Source organism: Phaeobacter porticola (assembly GCF_001888185.1).
Classification (GTDB): domain Bacteria; phylum Pseudomonadota; class Alphaproteobacteria; order Rhodobacterales; family Rhodobacteraceae; genus Phaeobacter; species Phaeobacter porticola.
Genome location: NZ_CP016364.1, coordinates 2,545,219 through 2,568,770 on the forward strand (window position 1 = coordinate 2,545,219; position 23,552 = coordinate 2,568,770).

Annotated in this window: 24 protein-coding genes and 1 pseudogene; 12 read left to right on the top strand and 13 right to left on the bottom strand. The window is 57.6% G+C overall.

Annotated features, from left to right (window positions below):
• The first annotated feature begins 31 nt into the window (after positions 1-31).
• The 7 genes from PhaeoP97_RS12190 to PhaeoP97_RS12220 all read left to right on the top strand — a co-directional run bounded on the left by PhaeoP97_RS12190 (position 32) and on the right by PhaeoP97_RS12220 (position 7,791).
• Positions 32-1,069 (top strand): LacI family DNA-binding transcriptional regulator, encoded by a 1,038-nt coding sequence (locus tag PhaeoP97_RS12190; protein WP_237028933.1) that lies wholly within the window; start codon positions 32-34, stop codon positions 1,067-1,069.
• A 226-nt stretch (positions 1,070-1,295) separates the two neighbouring features.
• Positions 1,296-2,258, top strand: a complete 963-nt coding sequence (locus tag PhaeoP97_RS12195) for an NAD(P)-dependent oxidoreductase (RefSeq protein ID WP_072505283.1) — start codon at positions 1,296-1,298, stop codon at positions 2,256-2,258.
• 182 nt (positions 2,259-2,440) lie between these two features.
• Positions 2,441-3,253, top strand: coding sequence for an IclR family transcriptional regulator (locus PhaeoP97_RS12200; protein ID WP_072505284.1), 813 nt, complete (start codon positions 2,441-2,443; stop codon positions 3,251-3,253).
• Between the two features lie 22 nt (positions 3,254-3,275).
• Positions 3,276-4,589, top strand: coding sequence for a methanethiol oxidase (gene mtoX / locus PhaeoP97_RS12205; RefSeq protein ID WP_072505285.1), 1,314 nt, complete (start codon positions 3,276-3,278; stop codon positions 4,587-4,589).
• Between the two features lie 135 nt (positions 4,590-4,724).
• Positions 4,725-5,474, top strand: coding sequence for an SCO family protein (locus PhaeoP97_RS12210; RefSeq protein WP_072505286.1), 750 nt, complete (start codon positions 4,725-4,727; stop codon positions 5,472-5,474).
• Positions 5,471-6,718 (top strand): cytochrome-c peroxidase, encoded by a 1,248-nt coding sequence (locus tag PhaeoP97_RS12215; RefSeq protein ID WP_237028934.1) that lies wholly within the window; start codon positions 5,471-5,473, stop codon positions 6,716-6,718. The genes PhaeoP97_RS12210 and PhaeoP97_RS12215 overlap by 4 nt, the downstream gene beginning before the upstream one ends.
• A gap of 113 nt (positions 6,719-6,831) precedes the next feature.
• Positions 6,832-7,791, top strand: a complete 960-nt coding sequence (locus tag PhaeoP97_RS12220) for an AraC family transcriptional regulator (protein WP_072505287.1) — start codon at positions 6,832-6,834, stop codon at positions 7,789-7,791.
• On the opposite strand, the gene PhaeoP97_RS12225 is transcribed toward PhaeoP97_RS12220, so the two are convergent.
• Positions 7,760-8,080 carry an Lrp/AsnC family transcriptional regulator gene (locus tag PhaeoP97_RS12225; protein ID WP_237029024.1) on the bottom strand — a complete coding sequence of 107 codons (321 nt, stop codon included), beginning with the start codon at positions 8,078-8,080 and terminating at the stop codon, positions 7,760-7,762. The genes PhaeoP97_RS12220 and PhaeoP97_RS12225 overlap by 32 nt on opposite strands.
• A gap of 51 nt (positions 8,081-8,131) precedes the next feature.
• Positions 8,132-8,215, bottom strand: a pseudogene (locus PhaeoP97_RS20855) (AsnC family transcriptional regulator); the annotation flags it as partial.
• Between the two features lie 146 nt (positions 8,216-8,361).
• On the opposite strand from PhaeoP97_RS20855, the gene PhaeoP97_RS12230 reads away from it, so the two are divergent.
• Both PhaeoP97_RS12230 and PhaeoP97_RS12235 read left to right on the top strand, forming a co-directional pair.
• Positions 8,362-8,796, top strand: a complete 435-nt coding sequence (locus PhaeoP97_RS12230) for a universal stress protein (protein WP_072505289.1) — start codon at positions 8,362-8,364, stop codon at positions 8,794-8,796.
• Positions 8,797-8,815: 19 nt separating this feature from the next.
• A complete protein-coding gene (locus PhaeoP97_RS12235; protein WP_072505290.1) occupies positions 8,816-10,360 on the top strand; it encodes an alanine/glycine:cation symporter family protein in 1,545 nt (514 codons plus the stop codon).
• A 53-nt stretch (positions 10,361-10,413) separates the two neighbouring features.
• On the opposite strand, the gene PhaeoP97_RS12240 is transcribed toward PhaeoP97_RS12235, so the two are convergent.
• On the bottom strand, positions 10,414-12,771 hold the full coding sequence (locus PhaeoP97_RS12240; protein WP_072505291.1) for a Hint domain-containing protein: 2,358 nt from the start codon (positions 12,769-12,771) through the stop codon (positions 10,414-10,416).
• Between the two features lie 410 nt (positions 12,772-13,181).
• Between PhaeoP97_RS12240 and mscL the strand changes: the two genes are divergently transcribed.
• Entirely contained in the window at positions 13,182-13,616 is a 435-nt protein-coding gene (gene mscL / locus PhaeoP97_RS12245; protein ID WP_072505292.1) for a large conductance mechanosensitive channel protein MscL, read from the top strand.
• A gap of 130 nt (positions 13,617-13,746) precedes the next feature.
• Entirely contained in the window at positions 13,747-14,553 is an 807-nt protein-coding gene (locus PhaeoP97_RS12250; RefSeq protein WP_072505293.1) for a mechanosensitive ion channel family protein, read from the top strand.
• 63 nt (positions 14,554-14,616) lie between these two features.
• On the opposite strand, the gene PhaeoP97_RS12255 is transcribed toward PhaeoP97_RS12250, so the two are convergent.
• The 3 genes from PhaeoP97_RS12255 to PhaeoP97_RS12265 form a co-directional block, all read right to left on the bottom strand.
• Positions 14,617-15,144, bottom strand: coding sequence for a GNAT family N-acetyltransferase (locus tag PhaeoP97_RS12255; RefSeq protein WP_072505294.1), 528 nt, complete (start codon positions 15,142-15,144; stop codon positions 14,617-14,619).
• Positions 15,141-15,590: a YtoQ family protein gene (locus PhaeoP97_RS12260; RefSeq protein ID WP_072505295.1), complete on the bottom strand. Its 450-nt coding sequence runs from the start codon at positions 15,588-15,590 to the stop codon at positions 15,141-15,143. The genes PhaeoP97_RS12255 and PhaeoP97_RS12260 overlap by 4 nt, the downstream gene beginning before the upstream one ends.
• A gap of 164 nt (positions 15,591-15,754) precedes the next feature.
• Positions 15,755-16,390: a class I SAM-dependent methyltransferase gene (locus tag PhaeoP97_RS12265; protein WP_072505296.1), complete on the bottom strand. Its 636-nt coding sequence runs from the start codon at positions 16,388-16,390 to the stop codon at positions 15,755-15,757.
• Positions 16,391-16,477: 87 nt separating this feature from the next.
• On the opposite strand from PhaeoP97_RS12265, the gene PhaeoP97_RS12270 reads away from it, so the two are divergent.
• Positions 16,478-17,356: a LysR family transcriptional regulator gene (locus PhaeoP97_RS12270; protein ID WP_072505297.1), complete on the top strand. Its 879-nt coding sequence runs from the start codon at positions 16,478-16,480 to the stop codon at positions 17,354-17,356.
• 71 nt (positions 17,357-17,427) lie between these two features.
• Here PhaeoP97_RS12270 and pheT read toward each other — a convergent pair whose 3' ends face one another.
• The 7 genes from pheT to PhaeoP97_RS12305 form a co-directional block, all read right to left on the bottom strand.
• The gene (gene pheT, locus PhaeoP97_RS12275) at positions 17,428-19,824 is read right to left on the bottom strand and encodes a phenylalanine--tRNA ligase subunit beta (protein ID WP_072505298.1); all 2,397 of its coding nucleotides are present in this window, start codon (positions 19,822-19,824) and stop codon (positions 17,428-17,430) included.
• 89 nt (positions 19,825-19,913) lie between these two features.
• Positions 19,914-20,735, bottom strand: coding sequence for a CE1 family esterase (locus tag PhaeoP97_RS12280; RefSeq protein WP_072505299.1), 822 nt, complete (start codon positions 20,733-20,735; stop codon positions 19,914-19,916).
• Between the two features lie 93 nt (positions 20,736-20,828).
• A complete protein-coding gene (locus PhaeoP97_RS12285) occupies positions 20,829-21,248 on the bottom strand; it encodes a hypothetical protein (protein ID WP_157891255.1) in 420 nt (139 codons plus the stop codon).
• 2 nt (positions 21,249-21,250) lie between these two features.
• The gene (gene pheS, locus PhaeoP97_RS12290; RefSeq protein WP_072505301.1) at positions 21,251-22,324 is read right to left on the bottom strand and encodes a phenylalanine--tRNA ligase subunit alpha; all 1,074 of its coding nucleotides are present in this window, start codon (positions 22,322-22,324) and stop codon (positions 21,251-21,253) included.
• A gap of 220 nt (positions 22,325-22,544) precedes the next feature.
• Complete coding sequence (gene rplT, locus PhaeoP97_RS12295; RefSeq protein WP_072505302.1) at positions 22,545-22,910, bottom strand: 50S ribosomal protein L20; 366 nt, start codon at positions 22,908-22,910, stop codon at positions 22,545-22,547.
• Positions 22,911-22,924: 14 nt separating this feature from the next.
• On the bottom strand, positions 22,925-23,125 hold the full coding sequence (gene rpmI / locus PhaeoP97_RS12300; protein ID WP_014873788.1) for a 50S ribosomal protein L35: 201 nt from the start codon (positions 23,123-23,125) through the stop codon (positions 22,925-22,927).
• A 187-nt stretch (positions 23,126-23,312) separates the two neighbouring features.
• Positions 23,313-23,534 (bottom strand): hypothetical protein, encoded by a 222-nt coding sequence (locus tag PhaeoP97_RS12305; RefSeq protein WP_072505303.1) that lies wholly within the window; start codon positions 23,532-23,534, stop codon positions 23,313-23,315.
• Positions 23,535-23,552 lie beyond the last annotated feature (18 nt).

Consider the following 23,552-nt stretch of genomic DNA (forward strand, 5'->3'; position numbering starts at 1 on the left):
GTCAGCGCGCAAATCCATCAAAAATACATCAATGAGTCATCCTTTTCCGATCAAGGATATCGCCCGGCAATCCGGGCTGAGCACGGCAACTGTGGACCGTGTCCTGAACGAACGCGCCAATGTCAGCCCCCGCAGCCGGGCCCGTGTAAGCGCAGCCATCGCCGAACTGGAGGGGCAGGAACAACAACTCTCAGCACGTGGGCGGCGGCTTTATTTCGACGTCCTGGTGGAAGCGCCCGAACGGTTCAGCCGAGAAATTCGACACGCGACTGAGGCGGTCCTGCCCACCATTGGCCCGGCGGTGATCCACGCGCGCTATAGTTTTCGCCAGATCATGTCCGCGCCTGACTGCGTTGCTCTGCTTCGGCAGATCGTCAAACGTGGCAGTCACGGGGTGGTGCTGAAGGTGCGGGATCTGCCTGAGATCACCGCAATGGTCGCTGAATTGGACAGTAGGGGCATTCCGGTTGTCTGCGCCTTTACCGATCTGCCAAGAAGTGCTCGCCGCGCCTATTGCGGCCCGGACAACTACGCGGCCGGCCAGTCGGCAGCCTATATGATCGACAAATGTCTGCCGGGAAGTTCACCGCCCGGGGCAACCATCTTGACCACACTCAGCCAATTGGCCTTTCACGGCGAGGCTCAAAGGCGACGCGGCTTCCTCAGGTTGATGTCAGAGCGCCGCCCTGATCTGCGGCTGATGACAGTTGCAGCCGGGGCCGGGCTTGCGCTTGAGACCCGAGCGGTGCTGCAGGAGAAGCTGTCCGCTCCGGGCCTTGGACCGATACTGGGCGTCTATTCCATGGGCGGGGCCAATCGCGCCATATTGGAACTTCTGAAGAGTTATGACCACTTCCCCCGCGCCTATGTCGCCCATGATCTGGATAGCGAGAACCGAACACTTTTGCGGCAGGGATATATCACCGTTGCCTTGCAGCACGACATTGCCAGCGACATGCGCAATGCCTTCCTCAGCTTGCTCTACGCCAACCAGATCCTGAAAGCACCGCCCGTCGCGACTCAGAGCCGCATGTCCATGGTCACGCCCTTTGATTGTGCTGAAAACTGATCGGGGCACGCTGTTTCTGCGCGGATCACCCCTCAGAAATAAAATCGCCATCTGGCGGGTTTCGGTGGCGCTAAGCCGCATATGACCTTTTGAATACTCACTCCAACTGGGGACCTGTCAGAGCTGCGCGCCGAACAGCTGTTTTTCACTTCAAGAACTGCAATTTTTGTTCCTCTTTGCCGTCGTTCTTGGAATGCTCCTCCAATCAGCCAACAGGGAGAGCGGCATGAAAGTAGGATTTATCGGTCTGGGGAACGTGGGCGGCAAGCTGAGCGGCAGCCTCTTGCGCAACGGTATTAACCTCAGCGTCTATGACCTGAACGAGGCGCTAGTGGCGCAAGTCGCAAAACGGGGCGCGACAGCGGCGGAGGGCCCTGCGCAGCTGATGGAAACCTGCGACGTGGTAATCACTTGCCTGCCGTCACCTGCGTCCTCCGATCAGGTCATGCAACAGATGCTACCAGAGATTGGGCCCGGCAAAATCTGGATGGAGATGTCCACCACAGATGAGGCCGAGGTCAAACGCCTTGGCGCCATGGTCGAACAGGCAGGTGGAACCGCTGTAGACAGCCCCGTATCCGGTGGCTGCCACCGGGCGGACACCGGCAATATCTCGATTTTTGCCGGCTGCGACCGTGAGACCTTTGACCGGATCGCGCCGCTGCTGAAAACCATGGGGCGACGTATCCTGCACACAGGGCCAATCGGCTCAGCCTCGGTCCTGAAGGTGATCACCAACTATCTGGCAACCGCCAATCTTCTGACCTGCTGCGAGGCTTTGGTGACCGCAAAGGCCGCCGGAATGGATCTCAACACCGCCTATGAGGCGATCAAGATTTCCTCCGGCACCTCCTTTGTGCATGAAACCGAAAGCCAGGTGATCCTGAACGGATCCCGCGATATTTCTTTCACCATGGATCTGGTCTCAAAGGATATCGGCCTGTTCCAAGCCGTCGCCGATCGCCATAATGTTCCGTTGGAGATCAACCCATTGATGATCAAGATCTTCAAAGATGGCGAAGAGCGCTTTGGCAGCCGTGAACTGTCGCCAAACATTATCAAACGCTTGGAGGAGGCCACGGGTCTGGATATTACGGCACCCGGTTTCCCACCTGAAATGACCGATGACGAGCCTGAAGAACCCGGTTACGAAGTCGTGCCAACGGGTCGCGAAACCGCATTCAACTAAGCGGAGCTGGTTTCTTTGCCAAACGCGGCGGCGGTGTCCAATCGTCGTCGCGCATCACACGGTCCGCAACTACCCAATCTGCCCTCCTCTGACAGGTCACTGAGATGGGGCGCGCAGTCAAAACCCTTGCCAGATCTAATTTTCCCGAATTACGATACAAATGTCCGAATTATGGGAATCACATGCAGGACCGTCAAATCCTCCTTCTTGAAGCGGTTGCAGCGGCAGCCAATCCAGTAAGCGCAAGCGAACTGGCCAAGATGACGGCAACCCCTCGTGCCAGCCTCTATCGCCATATTGCGGCACTGCTGGACTGCGGGTTTCTGGAGGAGACCGAGACCGGCAACCGCTACGTGCTGGGGATGCGGTTCATCAAGATCGCACTGACCGGGAAATCCGACACCCATGTCATCAATGCCGTCTCCGCCGTGTTGCAACGCATCGTGAAAGAGCTTGATGAAACCGCGTTTCTGGCCCGGTATCGCGGCGGGCGCGTGGATCTGATTCACACGCAAATCCCGTCTGATCCGTCTGTGCCCTATATCTATCCCGGTTTGGGTGCGCGCCCGGTGCATGCCTGCTCATCTGCCAAGGCAATTGCCGCCTTTCTCGCGCCAGAATTGCAGGGCGAAATCATTGATGCACTGCCCATGCGTTTTACGCCGCAGACCCAAACCGATCCCGATCAGATTGCCCGCGAGTTGCAGCGGGTCCGTCGCGATGGATATGCCACCTGCGACGGCGAAATTGATGTCGGTGTCACCAGCATCGCCGTGCCGATCATTGTGGATCGTCTCGGCGCTATTTTTTCCATGGGGGTGGTCGGACCATCCGGCCGCATCACCCCGGCTATTCATAACCGTATACTGCCATCTTTGACACAAGAAGCCATTCACGCTGCGGCGGCCATTCAGCATTGTTCGGTCGTTGACGCAGAAACAACCAATGCCAATTCACTGGCGGCTGCAAATGAAAGGGCCAGCCAAACGCACTAAACACGTTAAAGGGAGAGAGAACATGAACAGAAGAGAATTCGGCGGATTGACCGCTGCTACTGCACTGGCCATGGCTGGTCCGTTTCGCGCCTTTGCTGATGAGACCTGCCAATCACCCTATATGCCCAAGATTACCGGCCAAGAAGAATTCGTCTACGTCTGGACCCTCGGGGTTGAGGGGATGGGAGACGAGCAAGACAAAATGGTGACGGTTGACCTGCGCCCCGGTTCCCCAACCCGCGGAGAGGTCATACACAGTCTCTCGGTTGGTGGTCGGAACGAAGCCCATCACGGCGGGTTCTCCGCAGATCGGCGCTATTTCTGGACCGGCGGACTTGATACCAACCGCATCTTTATCTTCGACATTCACAGCGATCCTGCCGCCCCCAAGCTGCACAAGGTGATTGAGACCTTCGTCACAGATTCTGGCGGCGTTGTTGGTCCGCACACGTTCTTTGCCCTGCCCGGCAGCATGATGATCACCGGACTCAGCAATCAAGACGACCACGGTGGCCGCACGGCGCTGGTCGAATATAATGATGACGGAGATTATGTCGCCACCTACTGGATGCCCACAGCTGATGACATGCAGGGCGCGGTCGCTGTTGATGGTGCCGTGGCGGATGGCTACGGCTATGATATTCGCGCGCTGATCCGCAAGAATATCATGCTCACCTCATCCTTTACCGGCTGGTCCAACTACATGATGGATTTCGGTCAGATGTTGCAGGACGCCGAGGCGATGAAACGTTTTGGCAACAGCATGGTGCTCTGGGATCTGCACACCCGGCAGCCGCGCAAGGTGTTCAACGTCCCCGGCGCGCCGCTCGAAGTGCGCTTCCCCTGGGGGCCAAATGCCAATTATGCTTTCTCGACCACAGCACTCACCTCGCAGCTTTGGCTCATCTATGAAGATGACCATGGTGAGTGGCAGGCCAAATCGGTGGCAGACATCGGCAACCCAGAGGATATCCCGCTGCCGGTCGATATCTCGATCGCGGCCGACGATCAGACGCTTTGGGTCAATTCTTTCATGGATGGCAAAACCCGGCTGTTTGATATCTCAGACCCCCACCACCCCTCGCAGATCTACGAAAAGACCATCGACCGGCAGGTTAATATGGTCAGTCAAAGCTGGGATGGGAAACGTGTCTATTTCTCGTCTTCGCTGCTCGCCAATTGGGACAAAAAAGGCGACGACGATGTGCAGTATCTGAGGGCCTACAACTGGGACGGCAAAGAGTTAGTCGAGGATTTCAACATCGACTTCTATGCCGCGGGCCTAGGACGGGCGCATATCATGCGTTTTGGCAGCTCGGCGCTCTACTCGGCGTGAGCTCTTCGCAAGGGTCCGACCGGCCAAAATGGCAGTCGGACCCAGCCCTCCCGTTTCGGGTTTGCCAAACTTTCCGGTCTAGATGTCACGCGTCCGGGCTGGGGCTTGGCACCTGCCAATCACTGGAGACTGAACATGCGCAAAATACCAATGGCTGTTTCCGTGACCTGCGCCGCAGCACTGTTGAGCGGCGTCATGGCCTTAGCGGGAACATGGCATCCGGCGGATCTGCTGGCGCGGCTCACCCCTGCCGCCATGCGATCCCCCCTAGCACCGTTCTCTGCAGTCTTCCCCACGGACCCCGCATTTCAGTTCACCCCACCCGAACCGGGATCCTACGCGTTGAACCGGTTCAAACCGGCCCCAAACGGCGCGGTATTGACCACTGATGGGTCATCTTTCCAATTGCACGACCTGTTTGATGGCAAGATCACATTGGTCAGTTTTGTCTACCTGACCTGTGGCGATGTGAACGGATGTCCGCTGGCGTTTTCCACCCTTTATGACATTCATGACGCCAGTGCACAGCTGCCGGGCCTGCGCGACGATGTTCAACTGATGACCATCAGCTTTGACCCGGAACGCGACACCATCGAGGCAATTGCAGCCTTCAGCCATCCGGTCACCAGCGATCCTGCCAGCGCATTGAAACTGGACTGGCAAGTGCTGACCACCGCCGATACGGCCAGCCTGCAACCTCTGCTCGATGGATTTGGCCAGGTCGTAGATCGTGGTGGTGCGGACGATCAGATCAGCCACCTGCTGCGAATGTATCTGGTGGATCGCAGCGGCATGATCCGCAACGTCTATGGGCTGGGCCTGATTGATCCGCGCCTGCTGATGGGCGATGTCGAAACGCTTCTGCTAGAGGAACAGGGCGCGTGATCCGGACGTGGTTGCCCCTTGTCCCGTGGTTCCAGCAAGGCTGCGCGTTGGCGCTTCTGCTTGGGCTGTTTGTGATGCATCCCCCGCAAGCCCGCGCCCAGAGTGCGGGGGCCGCGCCGATACAGATCTCACCCGCGACATGCTCGCAGCCATCAACGGGGCTGGATTGGGCTGAAATAGCAGCGCGCCGCAGTCTGATGCCGCAACTGGGTCTGCCACCGCTAAGGCATCCCAAAGACAACCCGCCATCCGCCGCCCGGATCGCCTTAGGGCGGCAGATCTTTTTTGACCGCGCGCTGTCGATCAACAACACTATGTCTTGCGCCATGTGTCACGTGCCGGAACAAGGATTTGCCAATTGGGAACTGGCGACTTCGGTTGGGGTGGAGGGGCGCAGCGTCAAACGCAATGCCCCCAGCCTAATTAACGTAGGCCTGCTTAAGCCGCTGTTTCATGATGGTCGCGACACAGCACTTGAGACGCAATTCATCGGCCCACTGACCGCTCGAAATGAGATGGCCAATCCCTCTGCCGGGCGTGTGGTCGCCTACCTCAACCAACACCCGGATTACGTAATCGCCTTTGAGACAGCGTTCAATGCCGGTGCATCGCTTGATCGTATCGGCATGGCCCTTGGCGCCTATCAACGCTCGTTAACACTGGGCAACAGCCCATTTGATCGCTGGTACTATGGCGACGACAAGACGGCGATTAATGAGAGCGCCAAGCGCGGCTTCGATCTGTTCCGCACCAAGGCTGGCTGTGCCTCCTGTCACACATTTGGTGCGGATCACGCGCTGTTCACTGACGAGGAGTTTCACGACACAGGTTATGGCCAGATGCGCGAGATGGCCCGACAGTCTCCGCCAGAAACACTACCTGTTCAGGTAGCGCCCGGCGTTGTTCATCAGGTCGATTTCGCGCTCGTTCGCACGGTCAGTGCCCCGCGAGAAGCCGATCTTGGGCGCTATGAGGTCACAGAAGACACGGCCGACCGCTGGCGGTTTCGCACCCCAACCCTGCGCAACCTTGCTGTGACACCACCCTATATGCACGACGGGAGCTTTGGAACGTTGGACGAGGTGGTCGACTTCTACAATCACGGCGGACCGGAACTGCCCGGACAAGATGCGCGCATCCGTCCCTTGTATCTTTCAACAGCAGAGAAGACCGATCTTGTTGCATTTCTGATGTCGCTGACCTCATCAGAACTTGGGTGCCTTGTTGCGGAAGCGCGGCAATAGGGACCCATGCCGAGATTCAGATAAGCATACCAGCGGGACAAATGAGAACACAGATCCGCCATCTGTGTCACGCGGGCATCGATGCAAGACCAAGGCTTGGGTAATCTGTCCCGATGAGCGATGTCATCTCTGATCTTCTGAACATGATGCGCGTGCGTGGCACCGCCAATATCTGCAAAAACATCAGACCGCCTTGGGGGATGCAGGTGGATCAGGCTGGCAATCTCAGCCGCTCTCACCTGATCCTCTCAGGCTCCACCTGGATTGAGCTGACCGATACCCAGACCCGCGCCCAGTTGCAGGCTGGGGATTTCGTGTTGGTTCTGAACGGTCGCGCGCATTTGCTGACTGACCGGCCCAGCGGCACGCCCCCGACCCGGCATGCGATCCTCGCGCTCAACATTCCACCATCATTTGAAAGCGCAGCAACGGGTCAGCACCAAACTCAACTGCTCTGTGGGTACTTTCAGATCACACAGAGCGCCCCTCCTGCCCTGACAGACCGCCTGCGAGATTTGCTGATCATGCGGCGCGGCAGCGACACCGAAGCCGCACGCACAAGGCTGACCATTGAGATGCTCACCCAAGAACTGAATCTCGCCAAGCCATTTACGCTTGCCATCCTTGATCGGCTTACCGAAACCCTGAGTTTTTGTGCCATGCGGCACTGGCTGCGCAGTGCTATGGCCCCAGGTGAAGCACTACATGCGCTGGCCGATACCAAGCTGCAAACGGCGCTGATTGCGTTCCATGCTGATCCTGTCGCGGCCTGGACGGTTGCAGAGCAGGCCCGTGTCAGCGGTCAATCCCGCACCGCCTTTGCCACGCACTTCAAGGCGGCAACCGGACTAAGCCCGATCGCCTATGTGTCGCGCTGGCGGATTGAGATGGCACGCCGTCTGCTTGCCGACAGTGACGGTCGCTGGATCAAATTGCCGAACACGCTGGCTATGGTGACACCAACGCCTTTAGTCGGGCCTCCAAGCGGGCACCAGGATCCGCGCCCGGTAGCTTTCGTCGCAGGCCACGCAGCTGACCGCCTCACTCCAGGTGGTAGCCGCGAAACTCTTTGACCGTGGACACTGCCAACAGCGTTTTCATCTGCGCAACCGACGGGATTTCCGACAGCCGGTTGCGATAGAGGTTCTCATAGGTTTCGGTGTTGCTGGCGGCCACCCGCATCAGGTAGTCGAACTCTCCCGAAATCAGATGACATTCCAGCACTTCGGGCATATGAGCGATCGCAGTTTCAAAGGCATGAATGCTCTCTCTTTGCTGGCTGACCAACTTAATCTCGATAAAGATTTGTAGCTCGAGCCCCACCTTCTTGCGATTAAGCCGTGCGGCATATCCTTCAATCATACCGTTGGCCTCCATCATCTTGACACGCCGATGACAGGCAGACAAAGACAGACCTACTTTTTCTGATAGGCGGGCCATTGATATCTGGCCGTTCTGTTGGAGGGCGGAAAGAATTCGAGAATCCAGAACGTCCATCGGAAATTTTCCTAGTTGATATTCGCAATACGCACATTTTTCCGAAATTTTCCCAAAACACAAGGAAATCGAGAACCTTTCCTATCAACAACGTCATAAAATTGAGACACTTCGTCACAGGGATGACGTAAACAAGGGAGGGGCAGATGGCCTCAAAAATCGTAGTTGGCTACGACGGCAGCACGAGCGCACGGACCGCGCTCAACTTTGCGCTGGACGTGGCGAAGGCACAGGGCGGCAGCATTGTTGTCGCGCATGTCTTGGAATGGTCTCCGTATTCTTTTCTATCCGCAGCGGAGCTGGCAGAGCGCCACAAGCGCCGCACGGAAGAGCTGGAGCGCGCCGAAACAGCCCTGATCCAGCCTCTGCTTAAGGCTCTTGAAACCAGCGGCGTCAGCGTCACGGCTTCGGTAAAATACGGCAATATCGCCGAGGTGTTGGTGGCAATTGCAAAGTCCGAAGGTGCCAATCACATCGTCATAGGTCGCACCGGCCATTCCGCGCTGTCGTCGCGGTTGTTTGGCTCGGTTGCGGGCAACCTTGCGCAGGCTGCGCCGGTTCCGGTCACCATTGTCCCATAACTGATCAACAGGGGTCATCATGAACATTTTTTCCAAAGCGGCAGCGCTGGCCGTCCCCGGCGTCCTAGGGCTGTCGGGTCCGCTCATGGCGCAGACCATCGACCAGCAGGTCAATGATCTGTTTGCCAGCTCGACAGGCTGGTTCGTCAATTTCATCTTTAGTCCGTTTCCCGGCACCAGCTTTCCCTGGATCGTCGCCTGGCTGGTGGTCGCCGCGACAATTTTCACCGTCTATTTCGGACTGATACAATTCCGGGCCTTCCCGCACTCGATCTCGTTGGTCAAGGGTGACTATTCCGACCCGAATGATGCGGGCGAGGTCAGCCATTTTCAGGCACTTGCGACCGCCCTGTCTGGCACCGTTGGCCTTGGTAATATTGCAGGTGTTGCAGTTGCAGTCGGCATTGGTGGTCCGGGTGCAACTTTCTGGATGATCCTCGCTGGTCTGATGGGCATGGCCTCGAAATTCACAGAATGTACGCTGGGGGTGAAATACCGCAACGAATATGCTGATGGCACCGTCTCGGGTGGTCCGATGTACTACATGACCAAAGGGTTTACCGAACGCGGTCTGCCGGGCGGTAAATTCATGGCGGTCCTGTTCTCGATTTTCTGTATCCTCGGCGCCTTTGGCGGCGGCAACATGTTCCAGGCCAATCAGGCACATGCGCAGCTGACAAATGTTCTCGGCGATTATCCCGGTTGGATCACCGGCGTCATCTTTGCCGGTGTGGTTTTTGCCGTGATCATCGGTGGCCTGAAATCCATCGCCAGTGTCACCGAAAAGGTGGTGCCGTTCATGGGTGTCCTCTATGTGCTGACCGCACTTGTGATCATCTTGCTGAACTTTGACAAAATCGGCTGGGCCTTTGGCCAGATCTTCGACGGGGCCTTTACCGGTCTCGGCGTTGCAGGCGGCATGGTCGGGGCCCTGATTCAAGGCTTCAAGCGCGCGGCCTTCTCCAACGAGGCGGGCGTTGGCTCGGCCGCAATCGCACACTCAGCGGTGCGGACGAAAGAGCCGATCACCGAAGGTTTCGTGTCACTGCTGGAACCTTTCATCGATACCGTGGTTATCTGTACGATGACAGCGCTGGTGATCATCATCACAGGTCAGCTGGTCAGCGATCCTGAAACCGGTCTCTATGTGCTGAACGAAGCGGGCAGCGCCATCCAGACCGTCGATGGAAACTCCGGCGTGGCGCTGACCTCTGCGGCGTTCTCCTCCTCATTTGGCTGGTTCAAATACATCCTGGCCATTGCGGTGATCCTGTTTGCTTTCTCGACGATGATCAGCTGGTCCTATTATGGCCTCAAGGCCTGGACCTTCCTGTTTGGTGAAGGCAAGACCACTGAACTGGTGTTCAAAGTGATCTTCTGCCTGTTTGTCATCATCGGTGCCGCAGCCAGCCTGGGTCCGGTCATCGACTTCTCCGACGCAGCGATCTTTGCCATGGCAGTGGTCAATATCGTGGCACTCTACTTCCTGATGCCCATCGTCAAAGGCGAGCTAAACAGCTACATGGCGCGCCTGAAAACCGGCGAAATCAAAAAATACCAGTAACGAAATCGACCCGGCTGCGAATAGTGGCCGGGTCCTCCTCCCCTGTTGGGGTCTTACCTGATATTGCCACGTCCTGAGGACAACAGCACACGTGCCTCGTGGCTGCGCAGGGATCGCCGCGCCGTTGGGAAGGCGCGCCCCATGCTCTCCAGCTCCGGGAACAGATGGCACAACTCGGACCTCTGGGCCGCATCCATACCCGACAGCGTCAAATCGCCAGGCTGAAAGCTCTCGCTCCAGGCCCCGTCCACACAGACAATTTCATGCTGATCAAACAGCAGATGGATGTAAGTTACATCCATCGTCCGTGCGCGGCGGATATCGCGATCATTGAGCAGATGCACCGCCGCCACCAACACCTCGTTTGACCCGAACAGCAATTCGGCGCGGCTTCCGGTCAGCATCATCCGGTGCTGCGGTGACACCATAAGATCCCGGTTCGGCACAAGTTCGCCACCATCAGAACCCAGTGCGCCTGCTTCGATGAGGATGGGCTGGAACTGCGGGCGCCGTGCCAGATCAGCATTGGTTACAATCCGGCGCGCGGTCCAGCGCAAGGTCTGCGGTCCGCCATCGCGCGTCACCACCCGGTCGCCCACTTCAAGCGCTTCCACCGGCACCGCACCGCCGGGAGTCAAAACAAGGCTGCCCGGTGTAAAACAGGGAATGACTTCTTCGATATCGGAGAACGTCAGCCTGCTGACAAAGTCCCCCTGGTCATTTCGGACCTCAACCCGTCCGTCTTCCCGGTCGGCGCTGGTGTAGATCACACGCGTGCCGCCCAGCGCGCGCAGCTCACTGATATCTAGGCGATCATAGTCATCGCCACCTTCGCCGCCATCAACGACGTCTCCGGCCCCACCAACAAACAAATCCCGATCGTCGTCACCGTAGAGGCTGTCAGCGCCGGTTCCGCCGATCAGCGTATCAGCCCCGCTCCCACCTTCGATGACATCATCTTCGCTGCCGCCATCAAGCGAGTCATCACCCGCGCCCCCACTCAGCCGGTCATATCCCTCGCCCCCCAGCAGCGTGTCATTTCCAACGCCGCTGTTCATCACATCGTCGCCGCGACCGCCTTCCCCGTAGAAGGATGATCCGGCGGAGCTCCCGTCCAGAAAATCATTGCCATCGTCGAGGAAAATGCGATCGGAATCCTCATAGACGCCGATGAAGGCCAGATCGTCACCGTCGCCGCCGTGGATCTCATCATTGCCCTGGCTGCCCGCCAGAATATCGTTCCCGGCGCCGCCCCAGACGGTATCCGTTCCCATGCTGCCGATCAGCGTATCGTTGCCGCCTTCGCCATAGATCAGGTCATCCTGATCACGGCCGAAGACATGATCGTCCCCCTCACCGGCATAAATCAGGTCATTGCCATATAGCCCTTCGAGCCGATCATTGCCGTCGCCTCCATAGAGCGTGTCGTCGCCGTAGCCTGCGGTAATGGTATCGTCGCCATCGCCACCCAAGAGAAGGTCGTTATCGTCGCCACTGCTTAGTGAGTCATTACCTGCGCCACCTTCCAGCGTGTCGCGTCCTGCGCCGCCCTCAAGCGTGTCGCCGTCAATTCCGCCTTGCAGCAGGTCATTGCCAGCCCCGCCTTGCAGCAGATCACGCCCGCCACCGCCGGAGAGCGTGTCGTTGCCCGCGCCACCTTCGACGGAATCATCGCCTGTACCAGCATCAACGAAGTCGTCCCCCTCACCGGCGAGAACCGTATCGTTGCCGCCCCCGGCCACGATCACATCATCCTGAGAGCCGTCAGCTGCATCCCCGCTGTCGACACGATCCCCTTCGGGGTCGCCCAGATAATCGATATCGATCCGCTCGCCTGCATCCGTGCCTTCCACGACATAGTCGAGTGCGGGCGGAATTGAGAAGGTGAAGTCCGAAAGCCCGGCACCACCGGAGATCGACGCATCGCTGCCATTGTCAAAAGTCACATCCAGCTGCGAAATCGGCCCGTCAATCGCGACGCCGATATTGGCAGCTGTGCTGCCCTCCCCTTCGATGGAGACCGTCCCGTCAGCATTGATCGTCACCTGATGGTGGGTCACCCCGGTCAGTCCCGCAATGACCTGTGCCGCAGGGATCAGAACGCCGCTGGCATCCAGAACCCGCAGGGTGAATTTGTCGTCATGGGAGCTGCCGTTAGAATTCACATGCTGCAGGTCGAACCGAAGATCGCTCACCGGATTGGAGAAACCATAGCTTGCTGTAATCGGCTCGCTGACACCAAAGGCACCGAAATCGGACACTTGGTAGCCGCTCTGGGAGCTGTCCCAGCTGCCCGGTGTGAAGACCCCGGTCACGATGGTGGAGTTACCGCCTTCGCTCAGCGTTGTTGAACCGTTCTGCGCAGCACCGTTGGCGCCGGTCAACCAGATCGCATTGTCAAGAGTGGCCATGTCTCATGTCTACCTTGTACCTAACACTCACCCCCGCAGTGACAAAGCCTGCGGACACCTCACCGCCGCCCCTTCCAAAGGAGCCGTCTGACATGTTGTGTCGTTCCACGACGCAATCAGCCGCTTGGCGCATAGGTCACAACACATCCCTTACGGAACGATTAACCCGCAAAGACGCCCGACGCGGGACCACTCTGGGGTCGACGCAAGTCCATTTTGCGTTGAGAATGTGGCGAAGGACGCAACCAGCAGCAGCCTCAAAGGTGGCTCGACGGACCTACCCCTCGAATTTACAACGCAAAATCAATAGCCCTAGCCGCAAAAACCGGACTAAACTGCCACCAGGCAGCGCGCGGGTGCCCGCGTTTGCTGCTCAATAACAAAGTGGTTCGTTAACAGGGACAAGTAGCATGCTTCAGGAATTCAAAGACTTCATTGCCAAGGGCAATGTGATGGACATGGCCGTCGGCATCATCATCGGCGCAGCCTTTACGGCAATCGTCAAAAGCATGGTCAGCGACCTGATCAATCCGATCATCGGTGTCTTTACCGGCGGCGTCGATTTCACCAATTCTTATCTCGTACTGGCGGGCACTGTCCCTGAAGGCGCCAGCCTCGAGGCGGCACGAGAAGCCGGAGCTGCCGTTTTTGCCCACGGTGCCTTTTTGATGGCCGTCATCAATTTCCTGATCATCGCTTTCGTGGTGTTCATGCTCGTGCGCTATGTCAACCGCCTCAAAGACGCGGCCTTCCAGCAGGAAGAAACCGCCCCGGCCGAGGAGGCACCCGCGGGACCAAGCGAGCTGGATGTCTTGTTGGAAATCCGCGACTCTCTCAAGCGCTGATCTGACTTCAAAAAGGTCTCGGGTTCCACTCATCACGCAGCTGGATTAAGCCCCGTAGCCAGCCCCAGCGACACCTTGTCACTGGGGCGTCATCAATGATGCGTGACACTTACAAGGATTAATCGAGATCATGGAACAATTGATCGAACAGGCGGGCGCCCTTTGGCCTTTGCTCATCAGCGCCGCCAAAGCGCTGATCGTTCTGGTGCTCGGCTGGATCGCAGCTGGCCTTATCAGCAGTGCGGTGCGCCGTCGCATCAACGCGATGCCCCATCTGGATCAGACATTGGGCAATTTCGCCGCCAGCGTCATCCGCTGGGTTTTGCTGGCGATTGTGCTGGTGGCCATTCTGGGGATTTTCGGCATCGAGGCCACCAGCCTAGTGGCCATGCTTGGCGCGGCTACGCTGGCAATCGGTCTCGCCCTGCAAGGCACATTAAGCGATCTTGCCGCGGGTGTCATGTTGGTGCTGTTCCGCCCCTATAAGCTGGGCCAATATGTTGATATCGGCGGCACGTCGGGCACCGTGGTGGACCTGAACTTGTTTATCACCGAGTTGGTGACACCTGATAACGTTCAAATCATCGTACCCAACGGGCAAGCCTGGGGGGCGATCATCACCAACTATTCGGCGCATGCCACCCGTCGGGTCGATATGGTGTTCGGCATTGACTATGGTGACAGCGCAGATGCGGCCAAGGCTATCATCCTGCGTCTGGCCGAGGCAGATTCCCGCGTTATGTCAGATCCTGCACCGTGGGTTCGGGTGACAAATCTTGGTGACAGCTCCGTCGATTTGACCACCCGACTGTGGTGCAAGGCCGCTGACTATTGGGAGCTGAAGTTTGCAATGACACAAGCAGTCAAGGAAGCCTTCGACAACGAAGGTATCTCTATCCCCTATCCGCATAGTGTGGAAATCAAGAAAGAGGCCTAAGCTACTGACGCAGCCCCACCAGATTGGGTGGGGCTGCATTTACAGATGGATAGCTGCTAGCTGTCAGCGGGCAATCTCCCGCGCCATTACCAGGGTCGGGTCACCTTTATAGCGCGCCTCATAGCTTGGCAGATACCCGAATTTAGCCGCAATCCGCAACGACGCAGCATTATCCGGATCCAATAGGCACATAGTCCGCGTCCAGTTGGTTTCCTCTTCTGCCCATTGATGAATACGCTGAACCGCTTCTGTTGCCAGTCCTTTCCCATGCTCGGCAGGCATCAACCCCCACCCGGCCTCAGGCACAGATCCCAGCGGCGGGTCGATATCTCGCTGATAATCGGCAAAACCGATGGCCCCCACATAGCGACCATCGTCGCGCGCAGTGACCGCCCAATAGCCAAACCTCAGCGCTTCCCAATGTCCGATGTAGCGCAGCAGACGGGTCCAGGTTTCCTCGCGACTGGCGGGTTTGCCAGTTGTGTGTTTGATCACCACCGGATCTATCCAAAGATTGAACAGCGCGTCGAAGTCCCCCACCTCATGCGGACGCAAGACCAGACGTTCCGTGGCAAGCGTTGGTCCCGTCACTCAGGGAGGCCCCCAGTCAACACATAGCGCAGGATTTCGACCACCTGACGCGGCTCTGATGCCACTGCTAGGGCGGCGGCGTGCACCTCTTTCAACGCGTGCTGGTGATCATCCTGCGACAAGACGATCAGTGATTTACCAAGCGCCGCTGCGTAACCTGCATCAAAGGCAGCGTTCCACTGTTTGTACTTCTCGCCAAAGCGAACCACGACGACATCAGCATCGGCCAGACCTTTGCGGGTACGGATTGCATTGATCTTGGCTCCCTTGTGATCGTGCCAATACTTGTTCGTCTCCGCTCCCAGAATTGCCGCACCACAGTCATCGCTGGCACCGTGGTCGGTGACAGGACTGGAAAAACGTACATCCAAACCGGCGGCACCCTCAATGATCTGTTCGCGCCAATCCGTATGAATTTCGCCCGAGAGATAAACGTTCAACGTCACGATATGTCCTTTTCTGCGCCTACCAACTGGATTGGACCAATTTTGGCCACCTCCTCGCGGTTGCTGCTCTCAATATACGCCCCTGCTGCAGCTCCAGCAAAAACCGCCGGGTCAGCAAACAGGCAGAGTATTCACCAGCAGGCGCAGTTCGTCCACCGCTTCGCTTAGTCTCGTCGGGCGACCAGATAGCGACCGGGGGTGGAGGCTGGATAATTGCCGGTTTCAATAATCTCGAATCCAGCCCGTTCCACGGCCGCCTCTAGCTCTGCCACGCTCAGGAAATTCACGCAGTTCGGTGCCATTCCGACCAGGCGCATCAGTGGGATAATCACCGAGAACATCCAATATTTGAAACTGCCCCGTGCCTCTCCCAGACAGGGTGTCTTGGAAATAAACAGCTTACCATGTGGCAGCCGTTCTGCCACGGCGGCAAATGTCGCGTCCATATCAGGCACCAAATGCAACAGATTAAAGGCCATCACTACATCAAATGGGCCCTTGGGCACCGTTTCGCTGCTACAGCACTGAAAGAAAACGTTGTGCACGCTCGCCTGCTCAGCCCGCTGCCGCCCAATCCCGAGCATTCCCTCAGAAAAATCTGTTGCGGTGATATCCGCCACGGCTTCGGCTAATGTGATGGCGGTTGAGCCAGTCCCACAGCCCATTTCCAGTACCCGGTCATGTGACCCCAGATATGATCTCGTGCGCTCTAATGTGTAGCGATAGGCCTCTTTATCCCGGATTGCCGATTTGGCGTATTTCGGGGCAATTTTGTTCCAAAAACGGATATCACTGGTCATCGTACAGCTCCTTGGTTGACCAAAGAATACCCATGCAAGAACCACAGATAAATTGCTGAAATTCGCAAGCTCGTTATACATATCTGCATGAATAACGCTGATTGGAATCATATTCGCGCCTTTCTCGCGACGGCTGAGACCGGCTCTCTCTCGGCGGGGGCCCGCAGGTTAGGCCTGACACAACCCACGTTATCCCGGCAGGTGGCCGCGCTTGAGGCGAAGCTGGGCGTGCTGCTGTTTGAACGACTGGGCAGGTCCCTTGTGCTGACCGAAGCTGGCCACGATTTGTGCAACCATGGCCGAAAGATGGGAGAGGCTGCTGAGGCTCTGGCCCTTGCTGCCACCGGACAGGCCCAGTCGATCGAGGGCACGGTGCGGATCACTGCCAGCGACGTGATGTCGGCTTATGTTCTGCCACCGGTGCTGTACCAATTGCGACAGCGCGCACCCCGGCTGACCATTGATGTGGTAGCCGCCGATGACATCCGTGACCTAATGCGACGTGAGGCGGATATTGCTATCCGCCATGTCCGCCCTGAGCAGCCAGAGCTGATCGCCAGACTGGTGCAAGAAGGACACGCGTATTTCTATGCCGCCACCAGCTATCTGGAACGTCAAGGTCGCCCGTCATCGGTACGGGATCTATCGCGGCATGATTTTGTCGGGTTCGCCGATGTAGGCCGCTCTATCGAGTTTGTAGCACCACTTGGCATCCATCTGACGGCGGATAATTTTCAGATAAAATCCAGCAGCGGACTGGTGTCCTGGGAACTGGTCAAACAGGGATTTGGTGTCAGTCCCATGATGGAAGATGTCGCGCGCGTCACACCGGGGATTGAACGAATTCTACCCAAGCTGGCCCCAATCACCTTTCCCATCTGGCTAACCACACACCGCGAACTGCACACAAGCCGACGCATTCGGATTGTCTTTGATCTTTTGGCCGAATTCTTTGCCCAAAAATGAAAACGCGCCCGAGCCGGACGCGTTTATCAAAATCCTGACCGAGGCAAATTAGCAGCCCTCGGATGGCAAGATCAGCCCCGCAAGGTGCCACCTGTCGCCTTAGTAACCTTGGCAATGATCTTGTCGCTCACCCCTTCGATGTCCTTTTCGGTCAGGGTTTTTTCGGTGGGCTGAAGACGAACAGTAATGGCCAAGGATTTATTCCCCTCGCCCAGGCTGCCGCCGATGAACTCGTCAAAGACACGTACGTCATTGATCAACGCCTTGTCGGCCCCTGCTGCTGCATTGACCAGCGTCAACGCCTCGACATCATCCGCCACAACAAAGGCAAAGTCACGCTCTACCGCTTGCAGATCGCTTTGAGCCAATGCGCCCCGATTGGCCCCGGATTTACGTGGCATCGGAACCTCATCCGGCCAGATCGTAAAGCCAACAGCAGATCCCTTGATCCCCATTTCAGACAGAACTTTTGGATGCAGTTCACCAAAGACACCAAGCACCTTTTTCGGGCCAAGGCAGATCTTGCCATGACGACCGGGGTGCCACCAGGATTGCGCACCACGTAGGATCTGCACTTTGGCAGGGGCGCCGATTGCAGCCAGAACCGCCTCGATGTCGGCTTTGGCATCAAAGGTATCAACCGCGCGGCTGGCGCCATGGACATCCTTGGGACCGGTACGACCCACCAGCAGGCCGGAGATCAGATTGTGCTGTTCACCTGGCTCTCCCCCGTGGAAGGCCGGGCCAACCTCAAACAGGGCCAGATCCATGAAGCCACGCGCCTGATTGCGCGCAGCCGCCTGCAACAATCCGGGCAACAGCGCCGGGCGCATATGGGACATTTCCGAAGAAATCGGATTGGCCAGCATGGTGGCATCGTCGCCGCCACCAAACAGCGCCGCTGAGGCCTGATCAATGAAGCTATAGCTGACGATTTCATTGTAACCGAGGCTGGCACAGGTGCGCCGCGCAATCTGCTGGCGACGCTGTTGCGGAGTCATCACGGGTGCCGGGATGCCCTGTGTCAGCCGTGGTAGCGGTTTGCCTTCCAACTTGGTCAAAGATGCAATGCGGGCCACTTCCTCGACCAGATCTGCTTCGCCCAATACATCAGGGCGCCAGCTGGGAACATGGGCCAGATTGCCCTCCAGACGAAAGCCAAGGCGGGTCAGGGTCTGACGCTGCTCGGATTCGGGGATATCCATGCCCACCAACGACTTTACCCGCTCGGGGTTCAACTTATACGACCGTGCATAATCCGGCACCGCACCCGCAACAACCACGTTAGAGGGTTCACCGCCACAGAGGTCAAGGATCATGCGGGTTGCATGATCAAGCCCTGCACGGGTGTATTCCGGGTCAACACCGCGTTCAAACCGGTAACGCGCATCAGAATTGATTTTCAGCGCGCGGCCCGTAGTTGCGATTTGCACATGATCCCAAAATGCGCTCTCCAGAAACACATCCGTGGTTGCCTCGGTACAGCCTGTATCTGCACCACCCATGATGCCAGCAATGCTCTCGGCGCCATTGTCATCCGAGATCACCATATGCCCGGCGGCGAGCGTGTATTCTTTCTCATCCAGCGCGGTCAGCATTTCGCCGCCTGCTGCGCGGTGAACGCGCAAATTGCCAGAGACTTTGGCGGCATCAAACACATGCAGCGGGCGGTTCTGATCAAAGGTGTAATAGTTGGTGATATCCACCAGGGTTGAGATCGGGCGCAGGCCAATCGCAGTCAGACGGTCCTGCAACCACTGTGGGCTGGGGCCATTCTTGACACCACGGATCAGGCGACCCGTGAACAGCGGACAGCCATCCAGCGTGTCCTGCGCGATCTCGACCTTGATCGGGCTCTCGTAGCCGCCATCGACGGCTTCGATTTCAAGCGGTTTCAGCCTGCCAAGGCCACGTGCGGCCAGGTCGCGCGCGATACCCCGCACGCCAAGCGCATCCGGGCGGTTCGGGGTGATTGCGATTTCAATTACGGTGTCGACCTTGGCAGGGTCGTTTACCGCAAGCCAATCAACAAAACGGTCCCCCACATTGCCCGAGGGCAGTTCGATAATGCCGTCATGTTCATCCGACAGCTCCAGCTCCCGTTCGGAGGCCATCATGCCATAGCTTTCAACACCGCGGATCTTGCCCACGCCAATGGTGATGTCGAGACCAGGGATGTACATACCCGGTTTACAGACCACAACGGTGATGCCTTCGCGGGCATTGGGCGCACCGCAGATGATCTGCATCTCACCTTCGTCGGTGTCGACTTTGCACACCCGCAGCTTGTCTGCGTCCGGGTGTTTCTCGGCGTGTTTCACATAGCCAAGGGTAAACGACTTCAGCCGGTCCGCAGGGTTCGAAATACCTTCGACCTCAAGCCCGAGATCGGTCAATGTTTCGGTGATGTCCTCGACAGACGCATCAGTGTCGAGGTGGTCTTTCAGCCAAGAAAGAGTGAATTTCATCGGTCCGGTTTCCTATGGCAAGCCACGCATGTTTCAGCAGGCAATGACAAAGATTTCCCGTATGTGCAAGCCTTGGGACCAGAGAGACCCTAAGGATAGCTAGGGGTGAGACCCAAAAGCTCGTCCAATTGCCGTCCGATCCAACCATGTGGAATGAAATGGCCGCCTGGGTGCAGGTCCAGCACCACAGTTCCTCGATCACATCCCCAGTCAGTGCGCGAAAGCGTCAGAAAACTGCGCGCCTGCCAGTCGCCCCGCACCGCGCCATTCCTGGGGCAGCCCAACTGCCTGCGCCATAGGGCAACGGGATAGGTCCTGTCCCCTCCTTGTCCCATCGGGAAATCCATGACGGTGTCCGCCAATCCGTGTACGTGGCGCACTTCTGCGGGGGCCTCAGGACAGGTCTCGGATTGATCAATACTGCCTGCCACTGCCAAGAGCGCCGCAATCCCGTCACCACTGTGACAGACATAACGCCACGCCATCGCAGAGCCGTAGGAATAGCCAGAAACAAAGATACGCGCAGCATCGACAGGGTAGCGTCTGGCCACATCCTCCAGCACCGCATCGGCAAAGGGCACGTCCTCGGTGCTTGCGGCCCAGAAGTTCCAACTCTTGCCACGACCGTTTGGAGTCACCAACAAGACGCCGCGCCGTTTGGCCGAGGCCCCTACCCGATCAGAGCGCTGCGCATGTTTTCCCGTCCGCGACCACCCGTGAAAGTGCAGCAAAACCGGTAAAGGCGAGACGCCGTTCCAGCCATCGGGCTCCATCACGTGATAGCTACGCTCACCCAGCGTACAGGCGACCTCCGCACCACAGGGATCTTCATTTGCCTGCCATGGCCCCATGGCAGCGGCCGCAGTAGCGGCAAGGTAAGCGGTTGAAAGCAGGAGAAGAGAACGTGTCATAAACGGGAGACTAGCCGACACCGCCCCCCTGTCACGTCACATGTTTGTGGGGCGGCCAATACACTCTGTGGCCAAAAAAATTTTGGATCCCGCCTATTGGGGAGAAAGGGCCAAGTATTGCATCACCAGCACGGTCAAAATAGCAGTAAAAACTGGTAGGAAAATGGATGAAAACACCTTGTCAAACTGGCGCGCCAACCACCGGAAAGCCTGTTTGTAAAACGTGTTGTTTCTATATTCTTGCAGCCACATATGGCCTCGATAAGTCAACTGCAGATTCGAAACACCGTCTTTCGTAAAATCGCCATTTACCAACTCTTCGTCGCGCATGAGCCCGAGTAGGAAATCACGCTCTGCAATCGTAATGCTCAACTTCTCTTCTGTAGTGTCCCTACTTGGCTCCATAGTTGAGTAACGCGCATCTAATTTTTTTAAGCCATCATCAAAAGAGGCTCCGGACAAATCCGAAGCCTCAATAAACTCCATTATGCGGAGAAATTTCTTCTCATCCAATCTTACCTACTCAGACCACCGTGCAGTGTCGGCACATCCAGGCATTGGAACCCATAATGGCGCAACCAGCGCAGGTCGCTGTCAAAGAAGGCCCGCAGATCGGGGATGCCGTATTTCAGCATTGCAATCCGGTCGATCCCGACACCGAAGGCAAAGCCCTGATAAACATCAGGGTCAATCCCACCGGCGGCGATCACCTTGGGGTGCACCATGCCGGAACCGAGGATCTCCAGCCAGTCGTCGCCCTCACCGATTTTCAGCGTGCCGTCTTTCCAAGAGCAGCGAATATCAACCTCTGCCGACGGCTCGGTAAAGGGGAAATGCGAGGCCCGGAACCGCAGGTCGACGCTGTCCACCTCGAAGTAGGATTTCACGAACTCTTCCAGCACCCATTTCAGGTTCGCCATCGAGATGTCCTTATCGAGGGCGAGGCCTTCGACCTGGTGGAACATCGGGGTGTGGGTCTGGTCATAATCAGCGCGATAGACACCGCCCGGACAGATGATACGCAGCGGCGCGCCCATCTTCTCCATCGACCGGATCTGCACCGGCGACGTATGGGTGCGCAGCACATGTGGCGGGCGGTCATCCCCCTCAGCGCGGTGCATATAGAACGTGTCCATCTCAGCCCGCGCTGGGTGATGACCCGGAATGTTCAGCGCATCGAAATTGTACCAGTCGGTATCAATGCGCGGGCCTTCGGCAACGGAAAACCCCAGCTCGGCAAAAATCGCCGTCAGCTCTTCGCTGGCCTGGCTGATCGGATGCAGCGTGCCGTTGCGGGTCGGGCGGGTCGGCAGCGTGACATCCAGCCATTCGGTCCGCAGACGTGCGTCCAGCGCGGCATCTGCAAGCCCTGCTTTTTTCGCAGACAGTGCTGCGTTAATCTCGTCCTTCAGCGCATTGAGAGCCGGCCCCGCGACCTGGCGCTCTTCGGGCGTCATCTTACCCAGTTCGCGCATCTTGAGGCTGACTTCGCCTTTTTTACCAACAGCTGCGACCCGGATGGCCTCCAGCGCGTTCTCATCGGCAGCATCGGCGATCTGCCCGAGATATTTTGCTTTAAGATCGTCCATGACGGTCCCCTGAATAATGCTGCCGCTCTGCTATCACAGCAGAGGCTGAAAGCAAGCATTTGCACCGGCTCTCAGCCAATCAGAACACAATCGCGACAATCCGGCAGCCCCAACGCACACCCGACGCCACTGACGGGACGAAAGGGGCAAACATGGTGCGACATGCAAAACGGGCCGCTCTTTCCAGAGCGGCCCGCTTGTGATCTTCCTGTGCCTAAACTTAGGCAGCCAGAGCGCTTTGTGCTTGCTTCACGATAGCACCGAAGGCTTCGGGTTCGTGGACGGCCAGATCGGCCAGCACTTTGCGGTCCACTTCGATACCGGCCAGGGTCAGGCCGTTGATGAAGCGGGAATAGGTCAGAGCCTCGTCGTGGCTACGCACAGCTGCGTTGATCCGCTGGATCCACAGCGCGCGGAAATTCCGCTTGCGGTTCTTACGGTCGCGGGTTGCATACTGGTTCGCCTTATCGACGGCCTGGCGGGCAACCTTGAAGGTATTCTTGCGGCGGCCGTAATAACCTTTGGCTGCCTTGATAACCTTCTTGTGACGGGCGTGAGTGACGGTACCACCTTTAACGCGGGACATATCTCAATCTCCTCTTAGCGGTCGTAGGGCATGAAGCCCTTGACGATCTTTGCGTCGGGTGCCGACAGGGTTGTAGTGCCGCGGGCGTCGCGGATGAACTTGCGGGTCCGTTTGATCATGCCGTGGCGCTTGCCGGCCTGACCTGCAAGAACCTTGCCGGTCGCGGTCACTTTGAAGCGCTTTTTGGCGCTCGATTTTGTCTTCATTTTGGGCATTTCCGTCTCCTTCAATGCGGGTTCGGTCTATGCGCGACTCGGCATGCCACTCTGGGCCGGCCACGCGAACAGGGCTGCCGTTTACGCAAGCCCGGCTATAAGGGCAAGCAGATTCTTCACCTGAGACACCAAGATCCCGCATTCAGGTCTGACAAGGCCGGATGCGGCAACCAACCAACAGATACGGTCAAGTAAACCGACCAATTACCCGGAAAATTGCCTTGGGAATATCCTCAATCTGATAGCCCCCGGATTTGGTGCTAAAAGCATAGAGAAGCAAGCCAACCGCAAAGACAAGAAAAACCGCCGACACCCGAGGGGCGCGGCGGTCGCTTGCGGCAGACAAAAGAGCAGGGATTGCCAGAAAGGCGAGCAAGAGCCCAAGCACCAGTGCCAGATCCGTATCCATCACGCGCGTCCTTTTGAG

Coding starts and splice junctions, on each gene's coding strand:
- PhaeoP97_RS12265 (WP_072505296.1), bottom strand. CDS start 16,390: ATGACCAGTGATATCCGTTTTTGGAACAAAATTGCCCCGAAATACGCC.
- PhaeoP97_RS12220 (WP_072505287.1), top strand. CDS start 6,832: ATGAGCGATGTCATCTCTGATCTTCTGAACATGATGCGCGTGCGTGGC.
- PhaeoP97_RS12280 (WP_072505299.1), bottom strand. CDS start 20,735: ATGACACGTTCTCTTCTCCTGCTTTCAACCGCTTACCTTGCCGCTACT.
- mscL (WP_072505292.1), top strand. CDS start 13,182: ATGCTTCAGGAATTCAAAGACTTCATTGCCAAGGGCAATGTGATGGAC.
- PhaeoP97_RS12240 (WP_072505291.1), bottom strand. CDS start 12,771: ATGGCCACTCTTGACAATGCGATCTGGTTGACCGGCGCCAACGGTGCT.
- PhaeoP97_RS12195 (WP_072505283.1), top strand. CDS start 1,296: ATGAAAGTAGGATTTATCGGTCTGGGGAACGTGGGCGGCAAGCTGAGC.
- PhaeoP97_RS12225 (WP_237029024.1), bottom strand. CDS start 8,080: ATGATTGAAGGATATGCCGCACGGCTTAATCGCAAGAAGGTGGGGCTC.
- mtoX (WP_072505285.1), top strand. CDS start 3,276: ATGAACAGAAGAGAATTCGGCGGATTGACCGCTGCTACTGCACTGGCC.
- rplT (WP_072505302.1), bottom strand. CDS start 22,910: ATGTCCCGCGTTAAAGGTGGTACCGTCACTCACGCCCGTCACAAGAAG.
- pheS (WP_072505301.1), bottom strand. CDS start 22,324: ATGGACGATCTTAAAGCAAAATATCTCGGGCAGATCGCCGATGCTGCC.
- PhaeoP97_RS12190 (WP_237028933.1), top strand. CDS start 32: ATGAGTCATCCTTTTCCGATCAAGGATATCGCCCGGCAATCCGGGCTG.
- PhaeoP97_RS12305 (WP_072505303.1), bottom strand. CDS start 23,534: ATGGATACGGATCTGGCACTGGTGCTTGGGCTCTTGCTCGCCTTTCTG.
- pheT (WP_072505298.1), bottom strand. CDS start 19,824: ATGAAATTCACTCTTTCTTGGCTGAAAGACCACCTCGACACTGATGCG.
- PhaeoP97_RS12235 (WP_072505290.1), top strand. CDS start 8,816: ATGAACATTTTTTCCAAAGCGGCAGCGCTGGCCGTCCCCGGCGTCCTA.
- PhaeoP97_RS12250 (WP_072505293.1), top strand. CDS start 13,747: ATGGAACAATTGATCGAACAGGCGGGCGCCCTTTGGCCTTTGCTCATC.
- PhaeoP97_RS12210 (WP_072505286.1), top strand. CDS start 4,725: ATGCGCAAAATACCAATGGCTGTTTCCGTGACCTGCGCCGCAGCACTG.
- PhaeoP97_RS12200 (WP_072505284.1), top strand. CDS start 2,441: ATGCAGGACCGTCAAATCCTCCTTCTTGAAGCGGTTGCAGCGGCAGCC.
- PhaeoP97_RS12270 (WP_072505297.1), top strand. CDS start 16,478: ATGAATAACGCTGATTGGAATCATATTCGCGCCTTTCTCGCGACGGCT.
- rpmI (WP_014873788.1), bottom strand. CDS start 23,125: ATGCCCAAAATGAAGACAAAATCGAGCGCCAAAAAGCGCTTCAAAGTG.
- PhaeoP97_RS12230 (WP_072505289.1), top strand. CDS start 8,362: ATGGCCTCAAAAATCGTAGTTGGCTACGACGGCAGCACGAGCGCACGG.